13 protein-coding genes are annotated in these 20509 nt (G+C 71.2%); 3 read left to right on the forward strand and 10 right to left on the reverse strand.

Annotation, left to right across the window (positions count from 1 at the left end; translation table 11 throughout):
* Positions 1 to 76: 76 nt before the first annotated feature.
* From SFC76_RS07000 to SFC76_RS07030, 7 genes are all read right to left on the reverse strand, one after another.
* Positions 77 to 250, reverse strand: coding sequence for a hypothetical protein (locus SFC76_RS07000; protein ID WP_322848771.1), 174 nt, complete (start codon positions 248 to 250; stop codon positions 77 to 79).
* Between the two features lie 72 nt (positions 251 to 322).
* The gene (locus SFC76_RS07005) at positions 323 to 535 is read right to left on the reverse strand and encodes a hypothetical protein (RefSeq protein WP_322848772.1); all 213 of its coding nucleotides are present in this window, start codon (positions 533 to 535) and stop codon (positions 323 to 325) included.
* Between the two features lie 14 nt (positions 536 to 549).
* Entirely contained in the window at positions 550 to 1017 is a 468-nt protein-coding gene (locus SFC76_RS07010) for a MarR family winged helix-turn-helix transcriptional regulator (RefSeq protein ID WP_322848773.1), read from the reverse strand.
* Entirely contained in the window at positions 1014 to 2201 is a 1188-nt protein-coding gene (locus tag SFC76_RS07015; protein ID WP_322848774.1) for an HlyD family type I secretion periplasmic adaptor subunit, read from the reverse strand. Before SFC76_RS07015 ends, SFC76_RS07010 begins: the two co-directional genes overlap by 4 nt.
* Positions 2198 to 4342 carry a type I secretion system permease/ATPase gene (locus tag SFC76_RS07020; RefSeq protein WP_322848775.1) on the reverse strand — a complete coding sequence of 715 codons (2145 nt, stop codon included), beginning with the start codon at positions 4340 to 4342 and terminating at the stop codon, positions 2198 to 2200. Before SFC76_RS07020 ends, SFC76_RS07015 begins: the two co-directional genes overlap by 4 nt.
* Entirely contained in the window at positions 4339 to 5604 is a 1266-nt protein-coding gene (locus tag SFC76_RS07025; protein WP_322848776.1) for a TolC family protein, read from the reverse strand. The genes SFC76_RS07020 and SFC76_RS07025 overlap by 4 nt, the downstream gene beginning before the upstream one ends.
* A 153-nt stretch (positions 5605 to 5757) precedes the next feature.
* On the reverse strand, positions 5758 to 14247 hold the full coding sequence (locus SFC76_RS07030; RefSeq protein ID WP_322848777.1) for a BapA/Bap/LapF family large adhesin: 8490 nt from the start codon (positions 14245 to 14247) through the stop codon (positions 5758 to 5760).
* 188 nt (positions 14248 to 14435) lie between these two features.
* Here SFC76_RS07030 and SFC76_RS07035 point away from each other — a divergent pair, with 188 nt between their 5' ends.
* From SFC76_RS07035 to SFC76_RS07045, 3 genes are all read left to right on the forward strand, one after another.
* Positions 14436 to 14654 carry a hypothetical protein gene (locus SFC76_RS07035; protein ID WP_322848778.1) on the forward strand — a complete coding sequence of 73 codons (219 nt, stop codon included), beginning with the start codon at positions 14436 to 14438 and terminating at the stop codon, positions 14652 to 14654.
* A gap of 64 nt (positions 14655 to 14718) precedes the next feature.
* Positions 14719 to 15135: a cupin domain-containing protein gene (locus SFC76_RS07040; RefSeq protein ID WP_322848779.1), complete on the forward strand. Its 417-nt coding sequence runs from the start codon at positions 14719 to 14721 to the stop codon at positions 15133 to 15135.
* A 141-nt stretch (positions 15136 to 15276) separates the two neighbouring features.
* Positions 15277 to 15471: a hypothetical protein gene (locus SFC76_RS07045; RefSeq protein ID WP_322848780.1), complete on the forward strand. Its 195-nt coding sequence runs from the start codon at positions 15277 to 15279 to the stop codon at positions 15469 to 15471.
* On the opposite strand, the gene SFC76_RS07050 is transcribed toward SFC76_RS07045, so the two are convergent.
* The 3 genes from SFC76_RS07050 to malQ form a co-directional block, all read right to left on the reverse strand.
* On the reverse strand, positions 15428 to 15829 hold the full coding sequence (locus SFC76_RS07050) for a hypothetical protein (protein ID WP_322848781.1): 402 nt from the start codon (positions 15827 to 15829) through the stop codon (positions 15428 to 15430). The genes SFC76_RS07045 and SFC76_RS07050 overlap by 44 nt on opposite strands.
* Positions 15830 to 15937: 108 nt before the next feature.
* Entirely contained in the window at positions 15938 to 18238 is a 2301-nt protein-coding gene (gene treY / locus SFC76_RS07055) for a malto-oligosyltrehalose synthase (RefSeq protein ID WP_322848782.1), read from the reverse strand.
* Positions 18235 to 20142, reverse strand: a complete 1908-nt coding sequence (gene malQ, locus SFC76_RS07060; RefSeq protein WP_322848783.1) for a 4-alpha-glucanotransferase — start codon at positions 20140 to 20142, stop codon at positions 18235 to 18237. Before malQ ends, treY begins: the two co-directional genes overlap by 4 nt.
* Positions 20143 to 20509 lie beyond the last annotated feature (367 nt).

Consider the following 20509-nt stretch of genomic DNA (forward strand, 5'->3'; position numbering starts at 1 on the left):
AGACGTCAGGGGAGATGACGATTCCTCTCCCTGGGCGGGGGAGGAATTTGTCTACGACGATGAATGTCGATCGCGCTTAGCGCCGGTCGGCGCCGTCCCGTGTGTCGCAGTCCGCTTTGTGGAGCAGGTGGATCGTCTCGTCCTCCTCGCACACGACGAAGCCGATGTCCTCGAGCGCGAGCTTGAGGTGGATGCGGGTGAGGTGATCCCCTTCCTCGAAGGCGAAGACAGAGTCGGCGGGATCGATCATCCGCGTCCAACTCCAACCGATTATCGCCGTTCCACCCGTTAACCACTTAAATAGGTTAAATAAGACGAACGGTTAACCCCGATCTGGCGGCCATTGCGGCAGCGGTGGCAGACCGCGGGCCTGGAGACGGCCGTGCGAGAAGCCGGCGTGCCAGGCGGCGAGGATCAGCACCGAGCGATGATCGAACGGGCAATCGCGCGTGCTGCCGTCGACGCCGGACAGGCGGCCGTCCTCGAACGCGGTCTGCAAATCGGTGAGATGGTCGGGGGCGGGGGGCTGGGTCATGCCGTCGGCTCCGTCTAGCGCCGCACCGGGCCGGGGCGGAACGTGCGCGGATCGGCGGGGGCCTCGGTCCCGTCGGGCGTGTCGAACAGATGTTCGAGCATCGCCGCCATCGCGGTATAGCCCTTGCCGGTAAGCCGGACGCGGACGCGGCGATGATCGGTCGGGTCGGGATGGCGCGAGAGCAGTTCGGCCTCCTGCAACCGGTCGATGCGGCGCATCGCGCTGGTCGTGCTCTCGCCCGACATCAAGGTCAGATCCTTGACGTACAGGCGCTCGCCGGTGCCGGCGGCGACGAACAGGTCGATCATCATGTCCCAGGCGGGATCGACGAGCAGGTCGCGCGGCAGGAAATGGCTCATCCGCGCGCGAAGCTGGCGGGCCTGTCGCGCCCGGGCGAGCAACGTCGGCGAGAAGGTCGCGGCGGGATCGCCGTCGAGCGGGGTGGCGCCGGCGAAGGCGGCGTGGTCGAGGGGCGGGCTCATCGTTCGCGCAGTGCCTCCTGCGCACGGTTGAGGGGTTTGAGCAGATATTGCAGCACGGTCTTGCTGCCGGTGTGGATGTCGACGGTGGCGACCATGCCGGGGGTGATCGGGAAGCGGCGGCCGGCCTTGTTGGTCAGCGAATCCGATTTGGTGCGGACGAAGACGCGGTAATAGAGCACATCGGGCTTCACCTCGTCGCGGATCGTGTCGGGAGAGATCGTCGTGACGACGCCCTCCAGGCCGCCGTAGATCGAATAATCGTAGGCGGTGACCTTGACCTTGGCGGCCTGGCCGGGACGGATGAAGGCGATGTCGCGTGGCTGGATGCGCGCCTCGATCAGCAGGCGTTCGTCGAGCGGGACGATCTCCATGACCTTGCCGTTGGGCGGGATGACGCCGCCGATCGTCGACACCTCGATGTTCTTGACCACGCCGCGCACCGGCGAGCGCAGGGTGAGGCGGCTCAGCGTATCGGAGCGGCCGCGGATCACCGGGCCGAGCGAATCGACCTGTTCCATGACCTTGGCGAGATCCTGCCGCGCCTCGACCATATATTGCGAGCGCAGGTCGGCCTTCTTGAGCTCCAGTTCGGCGCGCTGGCGTTGCAGGCGCAGCACCTCGACGTTGCTCGCCGCGCCGACGGTGATCAGCGACTGGCCGATCGACACTTCGCGGCCAATCAGCGCGAGGCTCTGGTCGATCAGCCCGATCGAGGATTGCAGGCTGCGGCGGCGGGTCTCGTAGAGGCTGGTCTCCGCCGCCTTGAGCTCGGGGAAGCGGTCGAGTTCGGGCGAGAAACGCAGCGGCGTCCCATTGGCCTCGGCCTGCAGGCGGCCGGCGCTGGCGAGCGCGGCGCGATATTTCGCGGCGCTCTCCTCGACGGTCGAACCGGCCTGGGTCGGGTCGAGCTGCGCGAGCAACTGGCCGGGTTTGACGATGTCGTCCTGGTGGACGAGCAATTTGGCGAGGATGCCGCCTTCGAGCGATTGCAGCACCTGTTCGCGGCTGGTCGGCACGACGCGCGCCTCGCCGGTCGCGACCTCGTCGAGGTCGGCGAACCACGCCCAGCCGAGCGCGGCGACGAACAGGGCGGCGAGCAGCCAGATCAGGCGGGTGGCGGTGACGCGGGTGGCCTCGCCGTCGCCCCCGAACAGATGGTCGTCGTCAGCGGTGATGCTGGTCATGCCGCCGCACTCCGTGTGCCACGCATCGTGGCGAGGATCTGGTCGCGCGGGCCGTCGAGAACGACGCCGCCCTGGTCGATGATGACGATGCGCTCGACGATATCGAGCATCCGCATGCGGTGCGTCGCCACCACGAGCGTGCGGTCGCGGCCCCATTCGCCGAGGCGCTGGATGAAGTGGCGTTCGGTCGCCTCGTCCATCGCCGCGGTGGGCTCGTCGAGCAGCGCGACCATCGGCTGGCGGAGCAGCAGCCGCGCGAGCAGCAGCGCCTGGACCTGCCCGCCCGACAGGCCGCGGCCGCCCTCCTGCACGACATGGCCGAGGCCGTCGCGCATCCGGCGCAGCATCGCGTCGGCGCCGACCATGGCGAGCACCGCCATGATCTCGGCGTCCGACGCCGACGGCGCGCCGAGCGTCAGATTCTCGCGCAGCGTGCCGTGGAACAGCCGGCTCGACTGGGTGAGCAGCCCGACGTCGCGGCGGACGTCGGCGGGGTCGATCTGGTGCAGCGCGAGGCCGTCGAGCAGTACCTCGCCCGAGACGGGTTGCAGCATGCCCGACAGGCCCTGGAGCAACGTCGACTTGCCGGCGCCGTTGCGGCCGAGCAGCGCGATCCGTTCGCCCGCGGCGATCTCCAGCCCCGCGACGGTGAGCGCGGGCGGCGCGTTGGGATCGGCGTAGGTGAAGACCGCCGAGCGCAGCGTGAAGGCGCCGGTGACCGCGGGCAGCGGGATGCGATGGTCGGCGTCGGCGCTGTCCACCGGCAAGGCCATGATCTGGTTGAGGCTGCCCATCGCGACCTTGGCGTGCTGCCAGCGGCCGAGCAACTGCGTCACCTGCGCCATCGGCGCCATCATCCGCGAACCGAGGATCGAGGTGGCGACGAGCACGCCGGTGGTGATGCTGCCCGAAATCACGAGCGGCGCGCCGACGAAGATGATCGCGGCATACACGCCGTTCTGCACGCTCTGCGTCCACACCGACAGGCCGTTGGTGAGACCGCGCAGGCGCAATTGCGCCTCGCCGGCGACGGCATTGTAGTGGTTCCACTGCTGGTGGAAGCGTTCCTCCGCCTGGAGCGACTTGATGTCCTCGATCCCCTGCACCGCCTCGACCAGCATCGCGTTGCGCAGTGAGGATTCGCGCATCGATTCGGTCGCCAGCATGCGCAGCCGGCGCTGGGCGAGCAGGCCGGGCAGCAGGAGCAGGACGAGCGCGACGACCGGCACCAGCGCCAGCATGCCGCCGATATACCAGAGCAGGCCGAGGAACATCAGGAAGAAGGGGAGGTCTGCAACGGTGGCGATCGTGGTCGAGGTCAGCATGTCGCGGACCTGATCGAGGTCGCGGAGCTGCGCGATGAAGGTCCCGGTCGAGGCCGGGCGCGACTGGTTGCGGACGCGCAACGCGTGGCCGAAGACGCGGTCGGAGATGCGCAGATCGGCGCGCTTGCCGAGCACGTCGACGATGTTGGTGCGCAACCGGCGCAAGGCGAAGTCGAACGCGATCGAGACGAGCACGCCGACGAACAGGATGGTCAGCGTCGGGATCGACGCCGCGGGCACGACGCGGTCGTAGACCTGCATCGAGAACAGCACGCCGGCGAGGCCGAGCAGATTGGTGACCACCGAGGCGACCATGACATGACCGTAAGCGGGGGCGTCGCGCATCAGGATCTGGCGCAGCCAATGATCCTCGAACGGGCGGATATAGGTGTCGACGCGCGCGTCGGGCGAGGAGCGCGACGGCCGCGGCACGACGAAGCCGGTGGCGGCGGCGCGCAGCTCGGCGAGGGAAAGGCGGGTCTGGCCGCCGCGGTCGCCGGGCAACACCAACCGCGCCTGCTCGTCGCCGTCGATGCCGTCGATCAGGGCGATCTCGCCATCGGCGAGGCGGACGATCATCGGCAGCCGCCAGCCGCTGAGCTTGACCTCCTGCGGCGTCGAGAAGCGGACGGTGAGGCCGGTGGCGCGGGCGAGCGCGAGGATGCGCGCGTTCTCGTCGCCGCCGAGATCCCATTGCGCGGCGAGGCGCGCGCGCTGTTCGGAGACGGGCAGGCGATAGTGGCGGGCGACGCGGGCGAGCAGTTCGAGCCAGCCGTCGACGGCGGTGGACGCCGCCGGGGCGATCGCGGCGGTCACAGCGTCACCCCGCGCACCGAGGTGCCCGAGAGGCCGAAGGCGTCGCGCATCCGGCCCGAGACGTACAGGCAGTCGATTTGCAGGCGGCGCAAATTCTGGGTGGTGTTGACCGCGTCGAAGCGCACCTGTTGCAGCTCCTGTTCGGCGTTGAGCAGATCGACCAAGGTGCGGGTTCCCATTTCGAGATACTGGATGCGGTAGAGGCGGCCGGTCTCGCGCATATTGTCCTCGCGCGAGGCCAGAGTGGTGACGAGGCGCGAGAGGCTGTCGATCTGCTGCTGCGCCTCGGCGAGCTGCTGGCTGCTCTCGTTGCGGATGCGCCGCGCGCTCGCCTCGGCGGCGTCGAGGCGATAGGCGGCGCTGCGCACCCGCGCCTTGGTGAGCCCGCCGGCGAAGATGTTGCTCGAGACGCGCAGGCCGAAATTGTAGATGCTGCGGTCGCCGAACGGCGAGTTGACGTCGGTCGAGGCGTCGCCGCCGAACGACACGGTCGGATAGCGGTCGGCACGGCTGCGGCGCAGGTTGGCGGCGGCACGCTCGGTCTCGGCGTCGGCGGCGGCGACCGCGGGCACGCTCTGCCACGACGGCGCGGGGCCGGCGCACCCCTGCATCAGCCAGCCGGGCACGTCGGCGGAGACGCCGGCGGGCGCGGGATGGCCGAGCAGGAAGGCGAGGTTGCTGGTCCAGCGCCGCTCCTCCGCCTCGACCTGGGTGAGGCTGGCTTCGGCCGCCTCGACGCGGGCCTGCGCCTGCAAGGCGTCCGACCGGGTAGCGGCGCCCATCGTCGAGCGCTGGCCGACGAGTTCGCTGATCTGGCGGATGCGATCGGCCTGGTCGCGGGCGATGATCCGCTGCGCGGTGGCGCGCTGCAATTCGATGATCGCATAAGCGGTGTCGCGGACCAGCGTATCGACCGCGAGCAGCATCTCGGCGCGGCTGGCGCGGGTGCCGGCGCGGGCGGCGGCGACGTCGCTCGACACCTTGCCGAAATCGAAGAGCATCTGCGACGCGCTGAATTGCGGGCGGGGCGACCAGGTGCCGGACACGCGGCTGTCATAGCCGCTGCCGAGCCCGCCGCTGATCGTCGGTAGATAGCCGGCGCGCGCGGCGGCGACGTCCTCGCCGCTGGCGGCGAGCGTGCCCGCCGCCTCGATCACCGAGGGATGCCAGGCGACGGCGTCGCGCGCGGCGCTTTCCAGCGTGACCGGTACGGGGGCGGGGGCATCCGCGGCCATGCCGCTGCCGGCGAGGGCGACGGCCATCACCGCGCCCGTCGCGACCAATAATCCGGGTAACCGTCGTGGGGAAAGCATTGCAACCGGGTCCTCTCTTGCCGTGCAAAAGAGGCCCGGTTGCTTAACAAAGAGTAGATTTCACTCTTTCGCCATCAATACTTTAGACGCGGTTTGAGGTGCTTAAACAACATGATTGACGGTAGTTCCATGATGCGTCTGATCATCGAGCGTCGCGAGATAGTCGAGCGGGTCGGCGACGACCGCCGCGGCGACCGGCGCCACCGCGGCGCTGTGATCGGCGCTCAACGCATCGGCGTGGATGCCATTCTGCTGCGTGGCGAGATAGTGCGAGAGCACATCTTCGAGTTCGCCGCGGCCTTCGAACAGCTGGTAGGTGGCGAGCCCGATCGCCGTGCCGTCGCCCGTCGCGGCGACCGCGGGCGCGGTGGCGAGATGGGCGTCGGCGGTCATTGCGTGCGTATCCAGTGAAACCACATCGGGTTCGATACTGTACACCGGCGCGACGGCATAATGGACCATCGCCGAGGCATTGTCGCCGGGCACGTCGATCGTGACGTTCAGAGTCGTGGTCGCCGCGACTCCGTTGGGCTGCACCAACTGGTAGGTGAACGAATCGGTCAGGTCGGTGATCGAGTAAGCCAGCGTCGCACTCGGCTGGTAGACGTAATGGCCGACCTCATCGACGGTGAGCGTGCCGTGCGCGCCGTTGATGACGAGCGGGGTGTTGCCGACCTCGGTGAAGGTGTTGCCGGTGCCGACGCGGACCGCGACGAAGCTGGAATGGGCGTCGTCGTTGGCGAGCAGGCTGCCCTCGACCGGCGCCGGGCTGACCACGACATGGCTGTCGAGCAGCGTCGTCGTCCGCGCCAGCGTGACGGTGGTGGAGAAGCCCGATCCGACCACCGCGTCGGCGGCAAGCGTATAGCGGTAATTGCCCGCCGGCAGGTCGTTCAGCGTGAAGCTGGTGCTGGCACCGCCGACGCCGGCCAGCGCGAGGTTGGTGATCGTCTGAGTGGTGCCGGCGGTGAGATTGGTCAGCGTCAGCGTATAATTGGGAGCAACGCTGAGCAGGGCCGCCGTCGACGCGCGGATGGTGATGTCGGCATCGGTGTTGGGCGCGACGACGAACGTATCGGTCCGCTCACCGTGCGACCCGACCGCGACCGGCAGCAGCGGCAGCTGTACCGCGGGCGTCGTGGTGAAGCTGTAGGTGATCGGTGCTGCCGTCTCGACGACGTTGGCATAGGTGACCGGCGCGAACGCGACGTCGGCGACGGCGACCGGGGCGCCGGTGATCGCGCCGCTGCCGACGGTGATCGACAGATTGGCGCTCTCCACCTCATTGTCGCTCGGGTCGATGATCGCATAGCTGAAGACGTCGGTATGGCCGATCGCCGCGGCGTTTACGTCGGGCGTGTAGGTGTAGCTGCCGTTGAGGTTGATCACCAGCGTGCCCCATTCGCCGTCGACGACGGTGCCGTCTGCGGTGACGGCGATCGTCGCGCCGGTGACGGTGTTGGTGACGCTGGTCACGTGCGTGCCCGGCGAAACCACGTCGACCGCGCCGCCGACGCCGGGGTCGGTGATGACGTTGCCGGTGGCGGCGACGGGCCGGACGCCGCCGACATCGGTATAATCGATGTCGGTGCCGCTGACCGCGAGGCTGCCGAGCAGGCCGGCGCCGACGCCGAGGCCGCTCTGATAGGTGAGGAAGGCGCGATATTCGCCCGATGCGAGCGTCTGGCTGGCGGTGAGATTGCCGTTGAGCAGGCTGAGGTCGAGCAGCGAGCCGCCCGGTGCGCCGTTGACCGCGACCCATTGCGTGCCGTCGAAGCGCTGGACGACGACGCTATAGCCGCTGGTGACGCCGATGTTGAGCGTCGCGTCATAGGTGAAGCTGGCGGCGAGATTGTGGCCGTCCTGCACCGTGAAGCGGACGCTGGGCGTGCCCAACACCTGCGCCTGCAGGTTGAGCGCGCCGGCGGAGACCAGGGCGAGGTAATTGGCGCTGCCGACCGCGGTGGGCGCGGCGGCGACCACCGGCAGCAGGTCGATCGTCGCATTGGCGGCGTTGCCGAACGCCTGGATATCGAACGGCGCGACCACCGTCGCGGCGCCCGAGACGTTGCCGGCGGCATCGGCCAGCGTCACCGCCAGCGTCGCACCGGCGACCTGCGGCGTGAGCAGGTTGACGGTGAACGTGCCGTCGGCGCCGACGACGCCGTTGCCGAGGACGCTCGTGCCGCTGCGCACCTCGACGCGGGCACCGATCTCGCCGGTGCCGCTGAGCGTCGTGCCGGTCGCGTTGACCGCCAGCGCCGCGGGCGCCGCCGGCGCGGTGATGTCGGGCGCGACGACGGTGATCCCGGCCGACACGTTGCGGGCGGCGTCGGTCTGGATCGCGGTCAGCGACTCGCCGTTGCGCTGCGGCGTCGTCAGCGTGACCTGATACGCGCCCGAACCGGCGACGAGCGCGGTGCCGAGGTCCACGCCGCCGGCGGAGCGGATCGTCACCGTCGCGCCGGGTTCGCCGCTGCCGATCACCTGGGTGCCGCCGACGACCACCGTCGCGGTCGGCGCGGCGGGGGCGGTCAGATCGGGGGCGAGCGCGAGCACCGGCGGCGAGGCGTTGCCGGCCCCGTCCGCCTGGACGACGTTGAGCAATTCGCCGTTGCGTTGCGCGGTGCTGAGCGTGACCGAATAGGCACCGGTGGCGTCGGCGGTGGCGGTGCCGAGCGAGACGCCGTTGAGTGTGACGGTGATCGCCGCGTTGGCCGCGCCGACACCGGTGACCAACGCGCCATCGGTCGAGACGGCGGCGGTGAGACCTGCCGGTGCGGTCAAATCGGGTGCGGTGGCGACGACGGGCGCCGAGACGTTGCCGGCGGGATCCCGCTGGGTGACGGTGAGCGTCTCGCCATCGGTCTGCGCGGTCGTGAGCTGCACGGCATAGGTGCCACCGCCGCCGACGACGCCGGTGCCGATCGTGGTGCCGGCGGCGTTGGTAACGGTCACCGTCGCGCCGATCTCGCCGGTGCCGGTGACGAAGCCGCCGTCGCCCGTCACCGTCGCGACCGGCGCGAGCGGGGCGGTGCTGTCGGGCGCGACGACCGGCGTGACCGGCGAAATGCCGCCGCCATCGCTCTGGCTGACGCCGAGCAGCTCGCCGTTGGTCTGCGGGCTGGAGAGCGCCACGGTATAGCTGCCGTCCGCGGCGGCGACGGTGCGGCCCAGCTCGCCGCCACCCGGAGCGGTGACGACGATGGTCGCGCCGGCTTCGCCGAGGCCGCTGACGCTGGCGCCGCCGATTGCGACGGTCGCGGTGGGGGCGGCGGGGGCGACGAGGTCGGGCGCGGTGAGCCCGGTGCCGGGCGACGCGTTGCCGGCGGGGTCCGCCTGCCGGATCGTCAGCGGCTCGCCGTCGATCTGCGCGGTGGAAAGCGGGATCGTGAAGCTGCCGTTCGCCGCGACCACGGCGCTGCCCAGCACCGTGCCGGCGGCGTTCGTGGCGGTGACGGTCGCGCCCGCCTCGCCGAGGCCGGAGATGCTGGCGCCGTCGCCGGCGACCGTGCCGCTGGGGGCGAGCGGCGCGGTGGTATCGGGGGCAGTCGCGGTCGCGACGGGCGAGGGGTTGCCGCCGCCGTCGACCTGGATCGCGGTGAAGCCTTCGCCGTTCAGGCGCGCCGGGGTGAGCGGGACGCTGAAATTGCCGTTGGCGTCGGCCGTCACGGTGGCGGTGAAGCCGCCGGGGCCGCTGACCGTGACGGTCGCATTGGCCTCGCCGACGCCGCTGGCGAGCGTGCCGTCGCCGGCGATGGCGAGCGTCGGGGCGGCGGGCGGGGTGATGTCTGGGGCGAGCGCCGCGACCGGCGGCGAGACGTTGCCGCCGCCGTCGGTCTGGGTGGCGAGCAGCCGCTCGCCGTTGGCCTGCGGCGTGGACAAGGTGACGGCATAGCTGCCGTCGGCGGCGACGATGGTGACGCCGATCGGCGTGCCGGCCGGGTCGGTGACGACGATCCGCGCGCCGGCCTCGCCCGCGCCGGTGACGGTGGTGCCGTCGGTGGAGACGATCGCGGTCGGCGCCACCGGCGCGATCAGATCGGGGGCGGTGACGGTGCCGGGGAGCGAGACGTTGCGGGCGGCATCCTCCTGCGTCGCGGTCAGCGTGCCGCCGTTGTTCTGCTGCGTGGCGAGCGTGACGGTGAAGCTGCCGTCCGCCGCCACCGTCGCGGTGCCGAGCGCGGCGCCGGCGGCGTTGGTGATGGTGACGAGGGCGCCGGCCTCGCCGCTGCCGGTCACCACGGTACCGTCGCCGTTGATCGCGAGGGTCGGCGCGGCGGGGGCGGTGAAATCGGGCGCGACGACGGTGACGGTCGGCGAGACGTTGCCGGTCGCGTCGGTGAGCGTCACCCGGACGCTTTCGCCGTCGACCTGCGCGGTGGCGAGCTGCACGTTGAAGCCGCCGGTGACGTCGACGGTGCCGGTGCCGAGCAGGTTGCCGGCGGCATCGCGCACCATGGCGATCGTGCCGGGCTCGCCGGTGCCGCTGACGAAGGTGCCGTCGACGCCGACGCTGGCGACCGGGGCGGGCGGCGCGGTGAAGTCCGGCGCGACCAGCGGGATCGCGGGCGAGACGTTGCCGGTGCGGTCCGCCTGGGTGACGGCGAGCACCTGGCCGTCGACCTGCGGCGCGGACAGCGTGACGGCATAGCTGCCGGCGGTGGTGACGATGGCGGTGCCGAGCGACGCGCCGTTGAGGTCGCGCACGACGACGGTCGCGCCGGCCTCGCCGGTGCCGGTGACGACCGCGCCGGTCGGATCGAGCGTCGCGGTCGGTGCCGTCGGGGCGGTGAGGTCGGGTGCGATCGCGGTGGTCGGCGGCGAGGCGCCGATCGCATCGGTCTGGGTGACGAACACGGTCTCGCCGTTGACGCGCGGCGTGGCGAGCGCGACGCTGTAGCTGCCGTCGGCTGCCGCGGTGCCGGTGGCGATGACGATGCCGGTGGCGCTGTAGACGGTGATCGCGGCGGAACCCATCGCGCGGCCGGTCACCGCGCTGCCGTCGCCGGTCACGGTGGCCGACGGCGGCATCGGGATGACGCCGGGGGCGATGTCGGGCGCGGTGGCGTTGACCACCGGCGATACGTTGTTCGCCGCATCGGTCTGGCGGACGGTGAGCACCTCGCCGTCGACCTGCGCGGTCGACAGCGTCGCGGTATAGCTGCCGTTGCCGGCGACGATGGCGGTGCCGATCTCCAGCCCGACGGGATTGCGGATCGAGATGGTCGCGCCCGCCTCGCCGGTGCCGGTGACCGACAGGCCGTCGCCGCCGACCGTCGCGGTGGGGGCGAGCGGCGCGGTGATGTCGGGCGCGGTCAGCGCGACGGTGGGCGAGGCGTTGCCGGCACCGTCGGCCTGGCCGACGACGAGCGTCTGGCGATCGACCTGCGGGGTGGCGAGCGTGACCGAATAATTGCCCTGCGCGGTGACGATGGCACTGCCGAGCAGCGCGCCGGCGCTGTCGCGGACGGTGACGGTCGCGCCGATCTCGCCGGTGCCGGTGACGATGCGGCCGCTGGCGTCGAGCGTCGCGGCGGGCGCCGGCGGCGGGGTGAGGTCGGGCGCGGCGAAGGCGAGCGGCGGCGAGGTGTTGCCGGTCGGATCGGCCTGGACGACGGTGAGCGCCTCGCCGTTCGCCTGCGGCGTGGCGAGCGTGACCGCATAGCTGCCGTTGGCGGCGACGGTGTCGGTGCCGAGCACGGTGCCGTCGGCGGCGGTGACGGTGACGGTCGCGCCGGGTTCGCCGGTGCCGATCACGGTGCTGCCGCCGGCGGCGACGGACGCGGTGGGTGCGCCGGGGGCGGTGAAGTCGGGCGCGGCGATGGTCGTCGCGGGCGAGGCGTTGCCGGTGGGATCGGCCTGGGTGACGGTGACGGTCTGGCCGTTGCCCTGCTGCGTGGTCAGCGCGACGCTGTAGCTGCCGTCGGTGGCGACGACCGCGGTGCCCAGCGGATTGCCGGCGGCGTCGCGGACGGTGACGGTCGCGCCGGCCTCACCGATGCCGGTGACGCTGTTGCCGTCGGTCGCGACGGTGGCGGACGGCGCGGCGGGCGCGGTGATGTCGGGCGCGGCGAGGCCGGTCGCGGCCGAGACGTTGCCGGCGCCGTCCGCCTGGGTGACGGCGAGCGTGCCGCCATTGGCCTGCTGCGTGCCGAGCTGCACGGCATATTCGCCGGCGGCATTGGCGGTGGCGGTGCCGACCGCGGCACCGCCGGCGTCGCGGACGGTGACGGTCGCGCCCGCCTCCGCGGTGCCGGTTACGATCTGGCCACTGGCGTCGATCGCCGCGGTCGGTGCGGCGGGGGCGGTGAGATCGGGTGCGATCGCGGTGGCGGGCGGCGACACCGCACCCGTGGCATCCGCCTGGGTGACGCGGATCGTCTCGCCGTCGAGCCGCGCCGGGGTCAGCGCGACGCTGTAGCTGCCATCGGCGGCGGCGGTGCCGGTGCCGATCGCCACGCCGTTGGCGTCATATAGCGTGATCGCCGCGCCGCCGGCGGCGACGCCGGTGACTGCGGTGCCGTCGCCGGTCACCGCCGCGGTCGGCGCGGCGGGAAGGACGTCGACGATCAGGTCGGGCGCGGTGGCGGTGGCGATGGGCGAGACGTTGCCGGCGGCGTCGGCCTGGCGGACGCTCAGCACCTCGCCGTCGATCTGCGGCGTGGACAGCGTGGCGGCATAGGTGCCGTTGGCGGCGACGGTGGCGGTGGCGATCACCGTGCCGAGCGGATCGCGGATGGTGACCGCGGCGCCGGGCTCGCCGACGCCGCTGACGCTGGCGCCGTCCGCGGCGAGGGCGATGGTCGGCGCGGCGGGGGCGGTGAGATCGGGCGCGGTGAGCGGCGTCGCCGGCGAGGCATTGCCGGCGGCGTCGGTCTGGGTGACCGCGAGGCTCTGGCTGTCGACCTGCGGCGTGGCGAGGACGACCGCATAGCTGCCCTGCGCGCCGACCGTCGCCGAGCCGAGTGCGGTGCCGGCGGCATCGCGGACGACGATCGTGGCGCCGGGCTCGCCGGTACCGGTCACGGTGGTGCCGGTCGCGTCGAGCGTGGCGACCGGCGCGGCGGGCGGCGTGATGTCGGGCGCGGTCAGCGCCAGCGGCGTCGCCTGGTTGCCGGCGGCGTCGCTCTCGCGCACCGTCAGCGTCTCGCCATTCGCCTGCGCCGGGGTCAGCGCGACGGTATAGGTGCCGTCGGCACCGACCAGCGCGGTGCCGAGCACGGTGCCGGCGGCGTTGACGATCGTGATGCGCGCACCCGCCTCGCCGGCGCCGCTGACCGAGGCGCCGTCGGCGGTGATCGCCGCGGTCGGTTGGCCCGGTGCGGTGAGATCGGGGGCGACGGTGCTGGCGGTGCCCGAGGCGTTGCCGGCCGCGTCGGTCTGGCGCGCGTCGAGCCGCTCGCCGTTGACCTGCGCGGTGGCGAGCGTCGCGCTGTAGCTGCCGTCGGCGGCGACGGTGACGGTGGCGAGCGTGGTGCCGGCCGGATCGGTGATCGTGACGCGGGCGCCGGGTTCGCCGGTGCCGGTGACGACGGTGCCGGTGCCGTCGACCGCGACGGTCGGTGCGACGGGGGCGGTGATGTCGGGGGCGGCGACCGCGACGGTCGGCGAGAGGTTGCCGGCGGCGTCGCTCTGGCTGACGCTCAGCGCGCCGCCATTGGCCTGGGGCGTCGACAAAGTGACGGTGTAGCTGCCGTCGGTCGCGACCAAAGCGGTGCCGAGCACGGTACCCGCGGCGTCGCGGACGGTGACTGTGGCACCCGCCTCGCCGCGGCCGGAGACGGTCGCGCCGGTCGCATCGACCGCGGCGGTGGGGACGGTCGGCGCGGTGAGGTCGGGCGCCTGGATGACGACGGCGGGCGAGACGTTGCCGGCGGTATCGGTCTGGGTGATCGTGAGCCGCTCGTTGTCGATGCGCGCCGGGGTGATCACCGCGGTATAGCTGCCGTCGGCCGAGACGGTGGTGGTGGCGATCACCGTACCGGCGGCATCGCGGACGGTGATGGTGGCGCCGGCCTCGCCGCGGCCGGTGATCGCGCTGCCGTCGCCACGGACGGAGGCGACCGGCACGGCGGGCGGCGTGGTGTCGGGCGTGCCGGTGCCGGTGCCAGTACCGGTGCCGGTATCGGTATCGGGCGTCGGGGCACCGCTGCCGGCGGCGGTGGCGTCGCTGCCGCCGCCGCTGGCGATCGCGACGATGCCGCCCGCCGCCGCGGCCCCGCCGAGCAGCATCGCGGGAAGCGCGAGCGACGAACCGCCCTCGCTGGCGGTTGCGGTGAGATCGGCGAGATCGCGGAGCGATGCGAACCGCGCTGCGCCGCCGCTGCCGTGCGCGACCCAGAGATGGCCGTCGGGTTCGCGCAGCACGAGATCGTTGGGCGTGGTGGCATTGGCGGGGTAGAAATCGGCGATGCGCACGGTCTGACCGTCGACGAGGCGGATGACGAGATCCTGGCCCTGGCGATCCATGCCGGCGATCTGGGCACGCGTGAGATCGAGGCGGACGATGCTCGGCGCGTCGAGGTCGACGCTGTTGCCCGCGACCTGGTTCACGGTGCCGTTCGCCTTCGAGATCACTTCGACGTTCATGGCCTATTCCTCTACTGGCACTTCGCTGTACGAATTTGTCCGTATTGGACCGAGGTGCGATTTGCTCTATGCTAGTAAAGTCGGGTCAAACCCCGAAGCTGCTTCGATACCGATATCGGTTTGAAATCCTGTTGTAGGTTCCGCGCCACACTCTAGCCTGATGAACAGAGAGGAGAGGGGCGAGGACCATGAATCCCGAAGCCGAATACTTGCGCCGCCGGGAATTGCACGAATTGCACATGGCGCGGCGGGCGCAGTGCAAGCGGGCGCGGCGGGTGCATCATCATCTTGCCGCCATCTATGCGACGCGGCGCGCCGATCTTGGCCCGGCTCCGATGCCGGTGGCGATGCCGGTGCCCGGACCGTGGCGGGCGTGGCGCAGCTTTTGGCGGCTGGTGTGGGATTGAGCGGAACGTGCCGGGCGCTCGTTCGTCCAATGCTGCGAACGCACGGATGGGAGCGAATTTGGTAATGGCGATCTTCAACAAGGACATGGTCGAACTCGCCGGTCGCAACGACCTTTGGCAGAAAGAGGTCTATCGCGATGCCAAGGTGCAGATCGTGCTGATGGCGATCCCCGCGGGCGAGGAGATCGGCATGGAGACGCATCCCGCCGACCAGACGACCTTCATCGTCGACGGCGAGGCGCAGGTGGTGATCGACGGCCATTCGACCACGGCGACGCCCAACCACCTCGTCGTGGTGCCGAAAGGCGCGCAGCACAATATCGTCAACAAGGGCGCGGGCGCGCTCAAGCTGTTCTCGGTCTACGCGCCCCCGGCGGAGCCGGAGGGTGCCGCCTTCAAGACCAAGGCCGAGGCGGAAGAGGCCGAGAAGGGGCTGCTCGCCAAGGCGGTCGACGCGGTGAAGGATGCCGTGGGGCATTAAGCCCGGACACGATCTTCAGAGATGTCGCGCCATCGGGGGACTCAACCCCTTCGATGGTAGCGATTGGCATTTGATTTTTAGCGGGCTTGGTTGCATCCACCACCGCGCGGCACGGGTGTCGATCGGAGCGGAGGTTCGCGCATGGCTATCGACAATGCCGACCGTCTCGACGAGGCGCGGCAGCTGATCTCGCAGGCATTGGAGCTGGCCGTCGCGGCGGACGAGACGCTGGCCGCGGCCGAGCTGGAGCAGGCGCTCGACACGGTAACGCGCCGGGCCGATGCGCTGCGCTTCAGTTCAGGGTCGCCCCCGCGGCGCCCGTCTGCGACTCAATGATCGCCTGACAGGCGTCGGCGGCCATCATGAAGCCCGCCTCGGTCAGGGTGATCGCACCGCCGTGCTCGGCGACCAGATCGCGATCGACCAAAACGTCGATCCAGCGGCGCGCGACCGGTGCCGAGACCCCCGTCGCGGTGATCAGCGGCGGCATGGTCATCGTATGGTCGTCGGCGACGAACAGCGCGTACAGCAGGTCGATCGGCGGGTTGTTGACGAACTCGGCCGGCATCACCGAGCGCAGCGCGTTGCGCGAGGCAAGCAGATCCCGCGCCGCGCCGCGCAACTGCTCCAGCATCACCGGGGAGCGGGCGGCGATCGCTCTTGCCCAGAAGTCTACAAGGCGCGATTGCCGCATGGCCTTCCGTCCTCTCTTGTCTAACTGACGCCTACGTGCCGGAGCCGGGGCGGTGAAACAACCTATAACAACTGTTGTGGATCAAATACTTAGTTAACGCTGTCGCAATCAGGCGAGTTCATACCAGATCGCGTCCTGCGCGAAGGCGTCCGCGGCGCTGCGGGTGCTGCCGTCGGCGAAGCGGATCGTCGCGTCGGGCACCGCGGTGCCGCGGACGAGCGCGGCGACGTGCAGGCTGCGGCCGCCGGCGCTGCGGGTGAAGGCGAGGATGCGGTCGCTGCCCTCGACCGTGGCGGGCCGATAGTCGCCGTCGGCGAACAGCGCCGGATCGGCGCGGCGGCGCGCGAGCAGGTCGGCGATCAGCCGCAGCTTGGCCGGCGCTGAATCGTCGCCGAGCAACGCGGCGCGTTCGGCATAATCCACGGGGCGGCGGTTGTCGGGGTCGACGAGGCTGAGGTCGGCGAGTTCGGTACCCTGATAGAGATCTGGCACGCCGGGCAACGTATAGCGCAGCAGCGTCTGGACGAGCGTATTGGCGCGCGCCGCAGGTTCGATCTCGGCGACGAAGGCGGTGACGTCGGCGATGAAGCGGGGATCGGCGAGATAGGCGTCGATCAGCGCCGCGGCGGCGGCTTCATAGTCCTCGTCGGGGGCTTCCCAGGACGAGCGCAGCTTGGCTTCGCGCAACGCCTTCTGCTGCCACGCTTTCAGCCGGTCGGCGAAGTCGCCGTCCGCGCCCTCGGCGGGCCAGGCGCCGACGATCGTCTGGAGCAGCATGTAGCGGTCGCCGCCGTCGACGTCATGGTCCCAGCCCCAGGACAGCGCCTCCCACGCCTCGACGCGCGCGCGCCACGCGTCGGGGATCGTGCTCAACACCGCGAGCCGGGCGCGGACGTCCTCGCCGCGCTTGTGGTCGTGCGTCGCGGTGGTCAGCATCGCGTGTGGCACGTCGCGGGCGCGATCGGCGACGATCTGGTGGAAGGCGTCGACGGGGATGCCGAGGATCGTGGCGTCGAAGCCGACGTCGTTGCGCGACAGCAGCCGCCCCGACCGGTAGAATGCGGTGTCTTCAACCGATTTGGCGGCGATCGGCGCGGAAAGCTGCTGGAAGCGGCGCACCGCGTCGGCGGCTTCGCCCGAAGTCCCCTGCGGCCCTTCGCCGGCGAGCCAGGCGAGGATGCGGTCGACGACATGCGCTTCGCCGGGCGGGATCAGCCACGACACGCGCTCGCGGACGAGGCCGCGGATCGCGGCGTCCTGCGGCGCGGCGGCGTCGCCGGTGCCATAGGTGCGGTAGACCGGGAACACCCAGAGCAGCCGCTCGATCGCGCGACGCAGCATCGCCGGGGTGACCGCCTCGTCGTCGCTTAGCGCGACGAAGGCGGCGACGCAGGCGTCGAGCTGCGCGGAGAATTGCCACGCGAGCAAATCCTGCCGCGCCTCGAACTCCTCCGCCTCGAAGCCCTGGTAGCGGCCGCTGACCTCCTGCCACAATTCCTCGAGCGGCAGCGCGCCGAGCGGTTCGTGGATCAGCGTCGCGACCTGTTCCATGAAGTCGTAGCCGCTGGTGCCGTCGACGCCCCAGTCCACCGGCTGGCCTTCGCCCGCGCCGAGGATCTTTTCGATGACGATCCAGGCGTCGGCGCCGAGTCGCTCGCGCAGCGTGCGGCAATAGCCGATCGGATCGGTGAGCCCGTCGACATGATCGACGCGGACGCCGTCGATCAGCCCTTCGTCGTAGAGGCGGAAATAGAGGGCGTGCGTCGCCTCGAACACTGCGGGGTCCTCGATGCGGACGCCGGCGAGGTCGTTGACGGTGAAGAAGCGGCGCCAGTTGAGCCGGTCGTTGGCAACGCGCCAGCTTGCCAGCCGGTAATGCTGGCGGCCGAGCAGGGTGGCAAGGTCGCTTTCCTGCACGTCGGGGCGAAGCGGGAAGCGGTGTTCGCCGTAAGCGACGATCGCGTCGCCCTCGATCGCGAGGTCGCCGTTGGCGATCGTCGCGGCGAGCGTGTCGCCGAGCACCGGCAGCAGCAGGGGTTGCGACCAGTCGATATCGAAAGCGCGCGCATAAGGGCTCGCCTGACCGTTGGCGAGCACGTCGTTCCACCAGGCGTTGCCGCCCCCGGCGACGCCCATATGGTTGGGCACGATGTCGATGATCACGCCCATGTCCCGTGCCTTCAGCGCGGCGACGAGGCTGCGAAAGCCGTCTTCGCCGCCGAGTTCGGGGTTGATGCGGGTGGGATCGATCACGTCATAGCCGTGCGTCGACCCCGCGGCGGCGACGGTGATCGGCGAGGCGTAGAGGTGGCTGATGCCGAGCCGGTCGAGATAGGGCACCAGCGCCTCGGCATCGGCGAAGGTGAAGCCGGCGTGGAACTGCATGCGATAGGTGGCGCGGGGCGTCATGCTTGGCTCTTTGCTGAAAGGAGGGCGGTGCGGCGCGCGACCTCGGGCCGGGCGAACAGCGCTTCGGTCGTGTCGGGCATGCGACGGCGCCAGTTGGGATGTTCGTCGGTGGTGCCGGGCAAATTTGGCTGTTCCTCGATCCCGATCAGGTCTTCGAGCGGGACGATGGTCAGCGGGCACGGCGCCTGACGCGTGAAGGCGATCGCGGCGTCGATCGCGGCGGCGGCATCGTTGGGAACCGGGCCGGCGGCGACGCCCGCCCCCCGATAGGCGGTCCACAGCGCCTTCTTCTCGCCGATGCGGCGCAGACGGTCGGCGAATTCGTCGCCGCTGCTGCGCTTCAATTTGTGGTTCCAGGTGATGTCGCGGCCGGTCCACCAGCCTGCCAGCGTCGCGGTGTCGTGCGTGCCGGTCATCGCCACCGCCTGCGCGTCCCACTCGGTGGAGGGCGTGAAGCCCGTGTCGTCGCGTTCGAAGGGGAGGACGCGCATGCCGAGCATGCCCTTGTCCGCCATCGTGTCGCGGAAGCCGGGGGGAACGGTGCCGAGATCCTCGCCGATGACGATCGCCTTCGCCCGGTGCGATTCGAGCGCAAGGATGCGGAGGAGGTCGGCGAAGGGCATCGCCAGATAGGCGCCGTCGCTGGCCTTGCCGCCGTCGGGGATCACCCACAGGCGCTTGAGGCCGAGCGCATGGTCGATGCGCAGCCCGCCGGCGTGGCGGAGCGCGGCGCGGACGGTGCGGATGAAGCCGTCGAAACCGGTCCGGCGCAGCGCGAAGGGGGACAGCGCGGTGATCCCCCAATTCTGCCCCTGCGGCCCGAGCGGATCGGGCGGCGCGCCGATCGACAGGCCGGTGAGGAGGTCGTCGCGGCGGTTCCATGCGTGGCTGCCGCCCGCGTCCATCCCGACGGCGAGATCGGCGATCAGGCCGATGCGCATGCCGGCGTCGCGGGCGGCTTGCTGTGCCTGGGCGAGGCTGGCGTCGGTGAGCCATTGCAGGAAGGCGTGGAAGGCGACGTCCTGCGCGTGGTCGGCGACGAAGCGGGCGACCGCGGGGCCGGCGGGGTCGTGATATTCGGCAGGCCAGTCCTGCCAGCCGCTGGCCCCGGTCGTGGCGAAGACATGCGCGTGGAGCGCATCGAAGCGGGCGTGTTCGTCCCAGTCGGGGCGGGTCGCGCGATCGGCATCGAAGCGGGCGCGAAGCCCGGCGGGGGCGTGATCAAAGGCGGTGCGGAGCTGCGCGAGGCGATCGGGCCAGGCGGTCTGCCAGTCGATCAGCGCGCCGCCGGCGGGACCGGTGTCGGACAGGCCGGCGAGCGTGGGGTCGGCGAGCAGCGCGTGGTGGAACTGGCGGCTCGATGGCGCATAGGGGCTGAAGCGGGTGGCGTCGGCGGGGAAGAGCGCATGCGTCGGGCTGATCGCGAGCGTATCGGCACCGGCGTTCGCGATCGCGCGGGCGGCTTCGGCGAGCGTGCCGAGGTCGCCGTAGGGCGCCAGGCGCGACCCGCGCAGCGCGGGAATCTGCACCGCCGGCCCCCAGCCATGGCCGGGCGGGGGCGCGACGCAGCGCGGCGGGGCGGTGGCGAGCGTGATCGCGCCGGTGGCGGTGTCGAGGCGGTGATAGCCGGGTTCGGCGATCGCGGGGATCGTGCCGTCCGCGGCGATGGTGACGGCGCGGGTGGTGCCGTCTTCGAGGATCAGGCGTGCCGCGCCGGGTTCGGCGGATGTGGCGATGGGGCGGCCGGTGTCGCCGGTGACGAACGGCACGCCGTCGACGCGCGTGTCGAGCGTATCGAGGATCGCGCGCAGCACCGCGTCGTCGACGCGATGCTGGCGGCCGTCGGCATCCTCCCATTCGACCTGCAGCCCGGCGGCGGCGGCTTCGGTAACGAGGTCGGTCATCGCATCGGCCCTTGGTATTCCGGCGAAGGCCGTGGCCCGATCGGGGCGGCCGCGGTTATGACGTGATGCGCTTTGTCCTTTGCGTCCCCCAACTGGGCCCCGGCCTTCGCCGGGGTACAGAAGAGGTGGATTCGCGCAGAGGCGCGGAGAACGCGGAGGGGGGCGTGCGGCTTGGCCGATGTCGTGGCCCTATCATGTGTCTCGATGAAGTTCGGTGCACGCGGAGGCGCGGAGGCGCGGAGGGAAGAAGAGGGCTGCCGCGGATGCTGGCCTGCTCCGCGCCTCCGCGCCTCCGCGTGAATCAGTTCCGGCTTATCGGGAGTCCCGCCGCCGGTCCCGGCCGCGACCCCTCTGCGTCCTCCGCGCC

The sequence above is a fragment of the Sphingomonas sp. CD22 genome, assembly GCF_034556155.1.
Lineage (GTDB): Bacteria > Pseudomonadota > Alphaproteobacteria > Sphingomonadales > Sphingomonadaceae > Sphingomonas.

Bases quoted from the DNA above. Each gene is read 5' to 3' on its own strand.
- SFC76_RS07000 (WP_322848771.1), bottom strand. From the start codon at position 250: ATGATCGATCCCGCCGACTCTGTCTTCGCCTTCGAGGAAGGGGATCAC.
- SFC76_RS07005 (WP_322848772.1), bottom strand. From the start codon at position 535: ATGACCCAGCCCCCCGCCCCCGACCATCTCACCGATTTGCAGACCGCG.
- SFC76_RS07010 (WP_322848773.1), bottom strand. From the start codon at position 1,017: ATGAGCCCGCCCCTCGACCACGCCGCCTTCGCCGGCGCCACCCCGCTC.
- SFC76_RS07015 (WP_322848774.1), bottom strand. From the start codon at position 2,201: ATGACCAGCATCACCGCTGACGACGACCATCTGTTCGGGGGCGACGGC.
- SFC76_RS07025 (WP_322848776.1), bottom strand. From the start codon at position 5,604: ATGGCCGTCGCCCTCGCCGGCAGCGGCATGGCCGCGGATGCCCCCGCC.
- SFC76_RS07030 (WP_322848777.1), bottom strand. From the start codon at position 14,247: ATGAACGTCGAAGTGATCTCGAAGGCGAACGGCACCGTGAACCAGGTC.
- SFC76_RS07035 (WP_322848778.1), top strand. From the start codon at position 14,436: ATGAATCCCGAAGCCGAATACTTGCGCCGCCGGGAATTGCACGAATTG.
- SFC76_RS07040 (WP_322848779.1), top strand. From the start codon at position 14,719: ATGGCGATCTTCAACAAGGACATGGTCGAACTCGCCGGTCGCAACGAC.
- SFC76_RS07045 (WP_322848780.1), top strand. From the start codon at position 15,277: ATGGCTATCGACAATGCCGACCGTCTCGACGAGGCGCGGCAGCTGATC.
- SFC76_RS07050 (WP_322848781.1), bottom strand. From the start codon at position 15,829: ATGCGGCAATCGCGCCTTGTAGACTTCTGGGCAAGAGCGATCGCCGCC.
- treY (WP_322848782.1), bottom strand. From the start codon at position 18,238: ATGACGCCCCGCGCCACCTATCGCATGCAGTTCCACGCCGGCTTCACC.
- malQ (WP_322848783.1), bottom strand. From the start codon at position 20,142: ATGACCGACCTCGTTACCGAAGCCGCCGCCGCCGGGCTGCAGGTCGAA.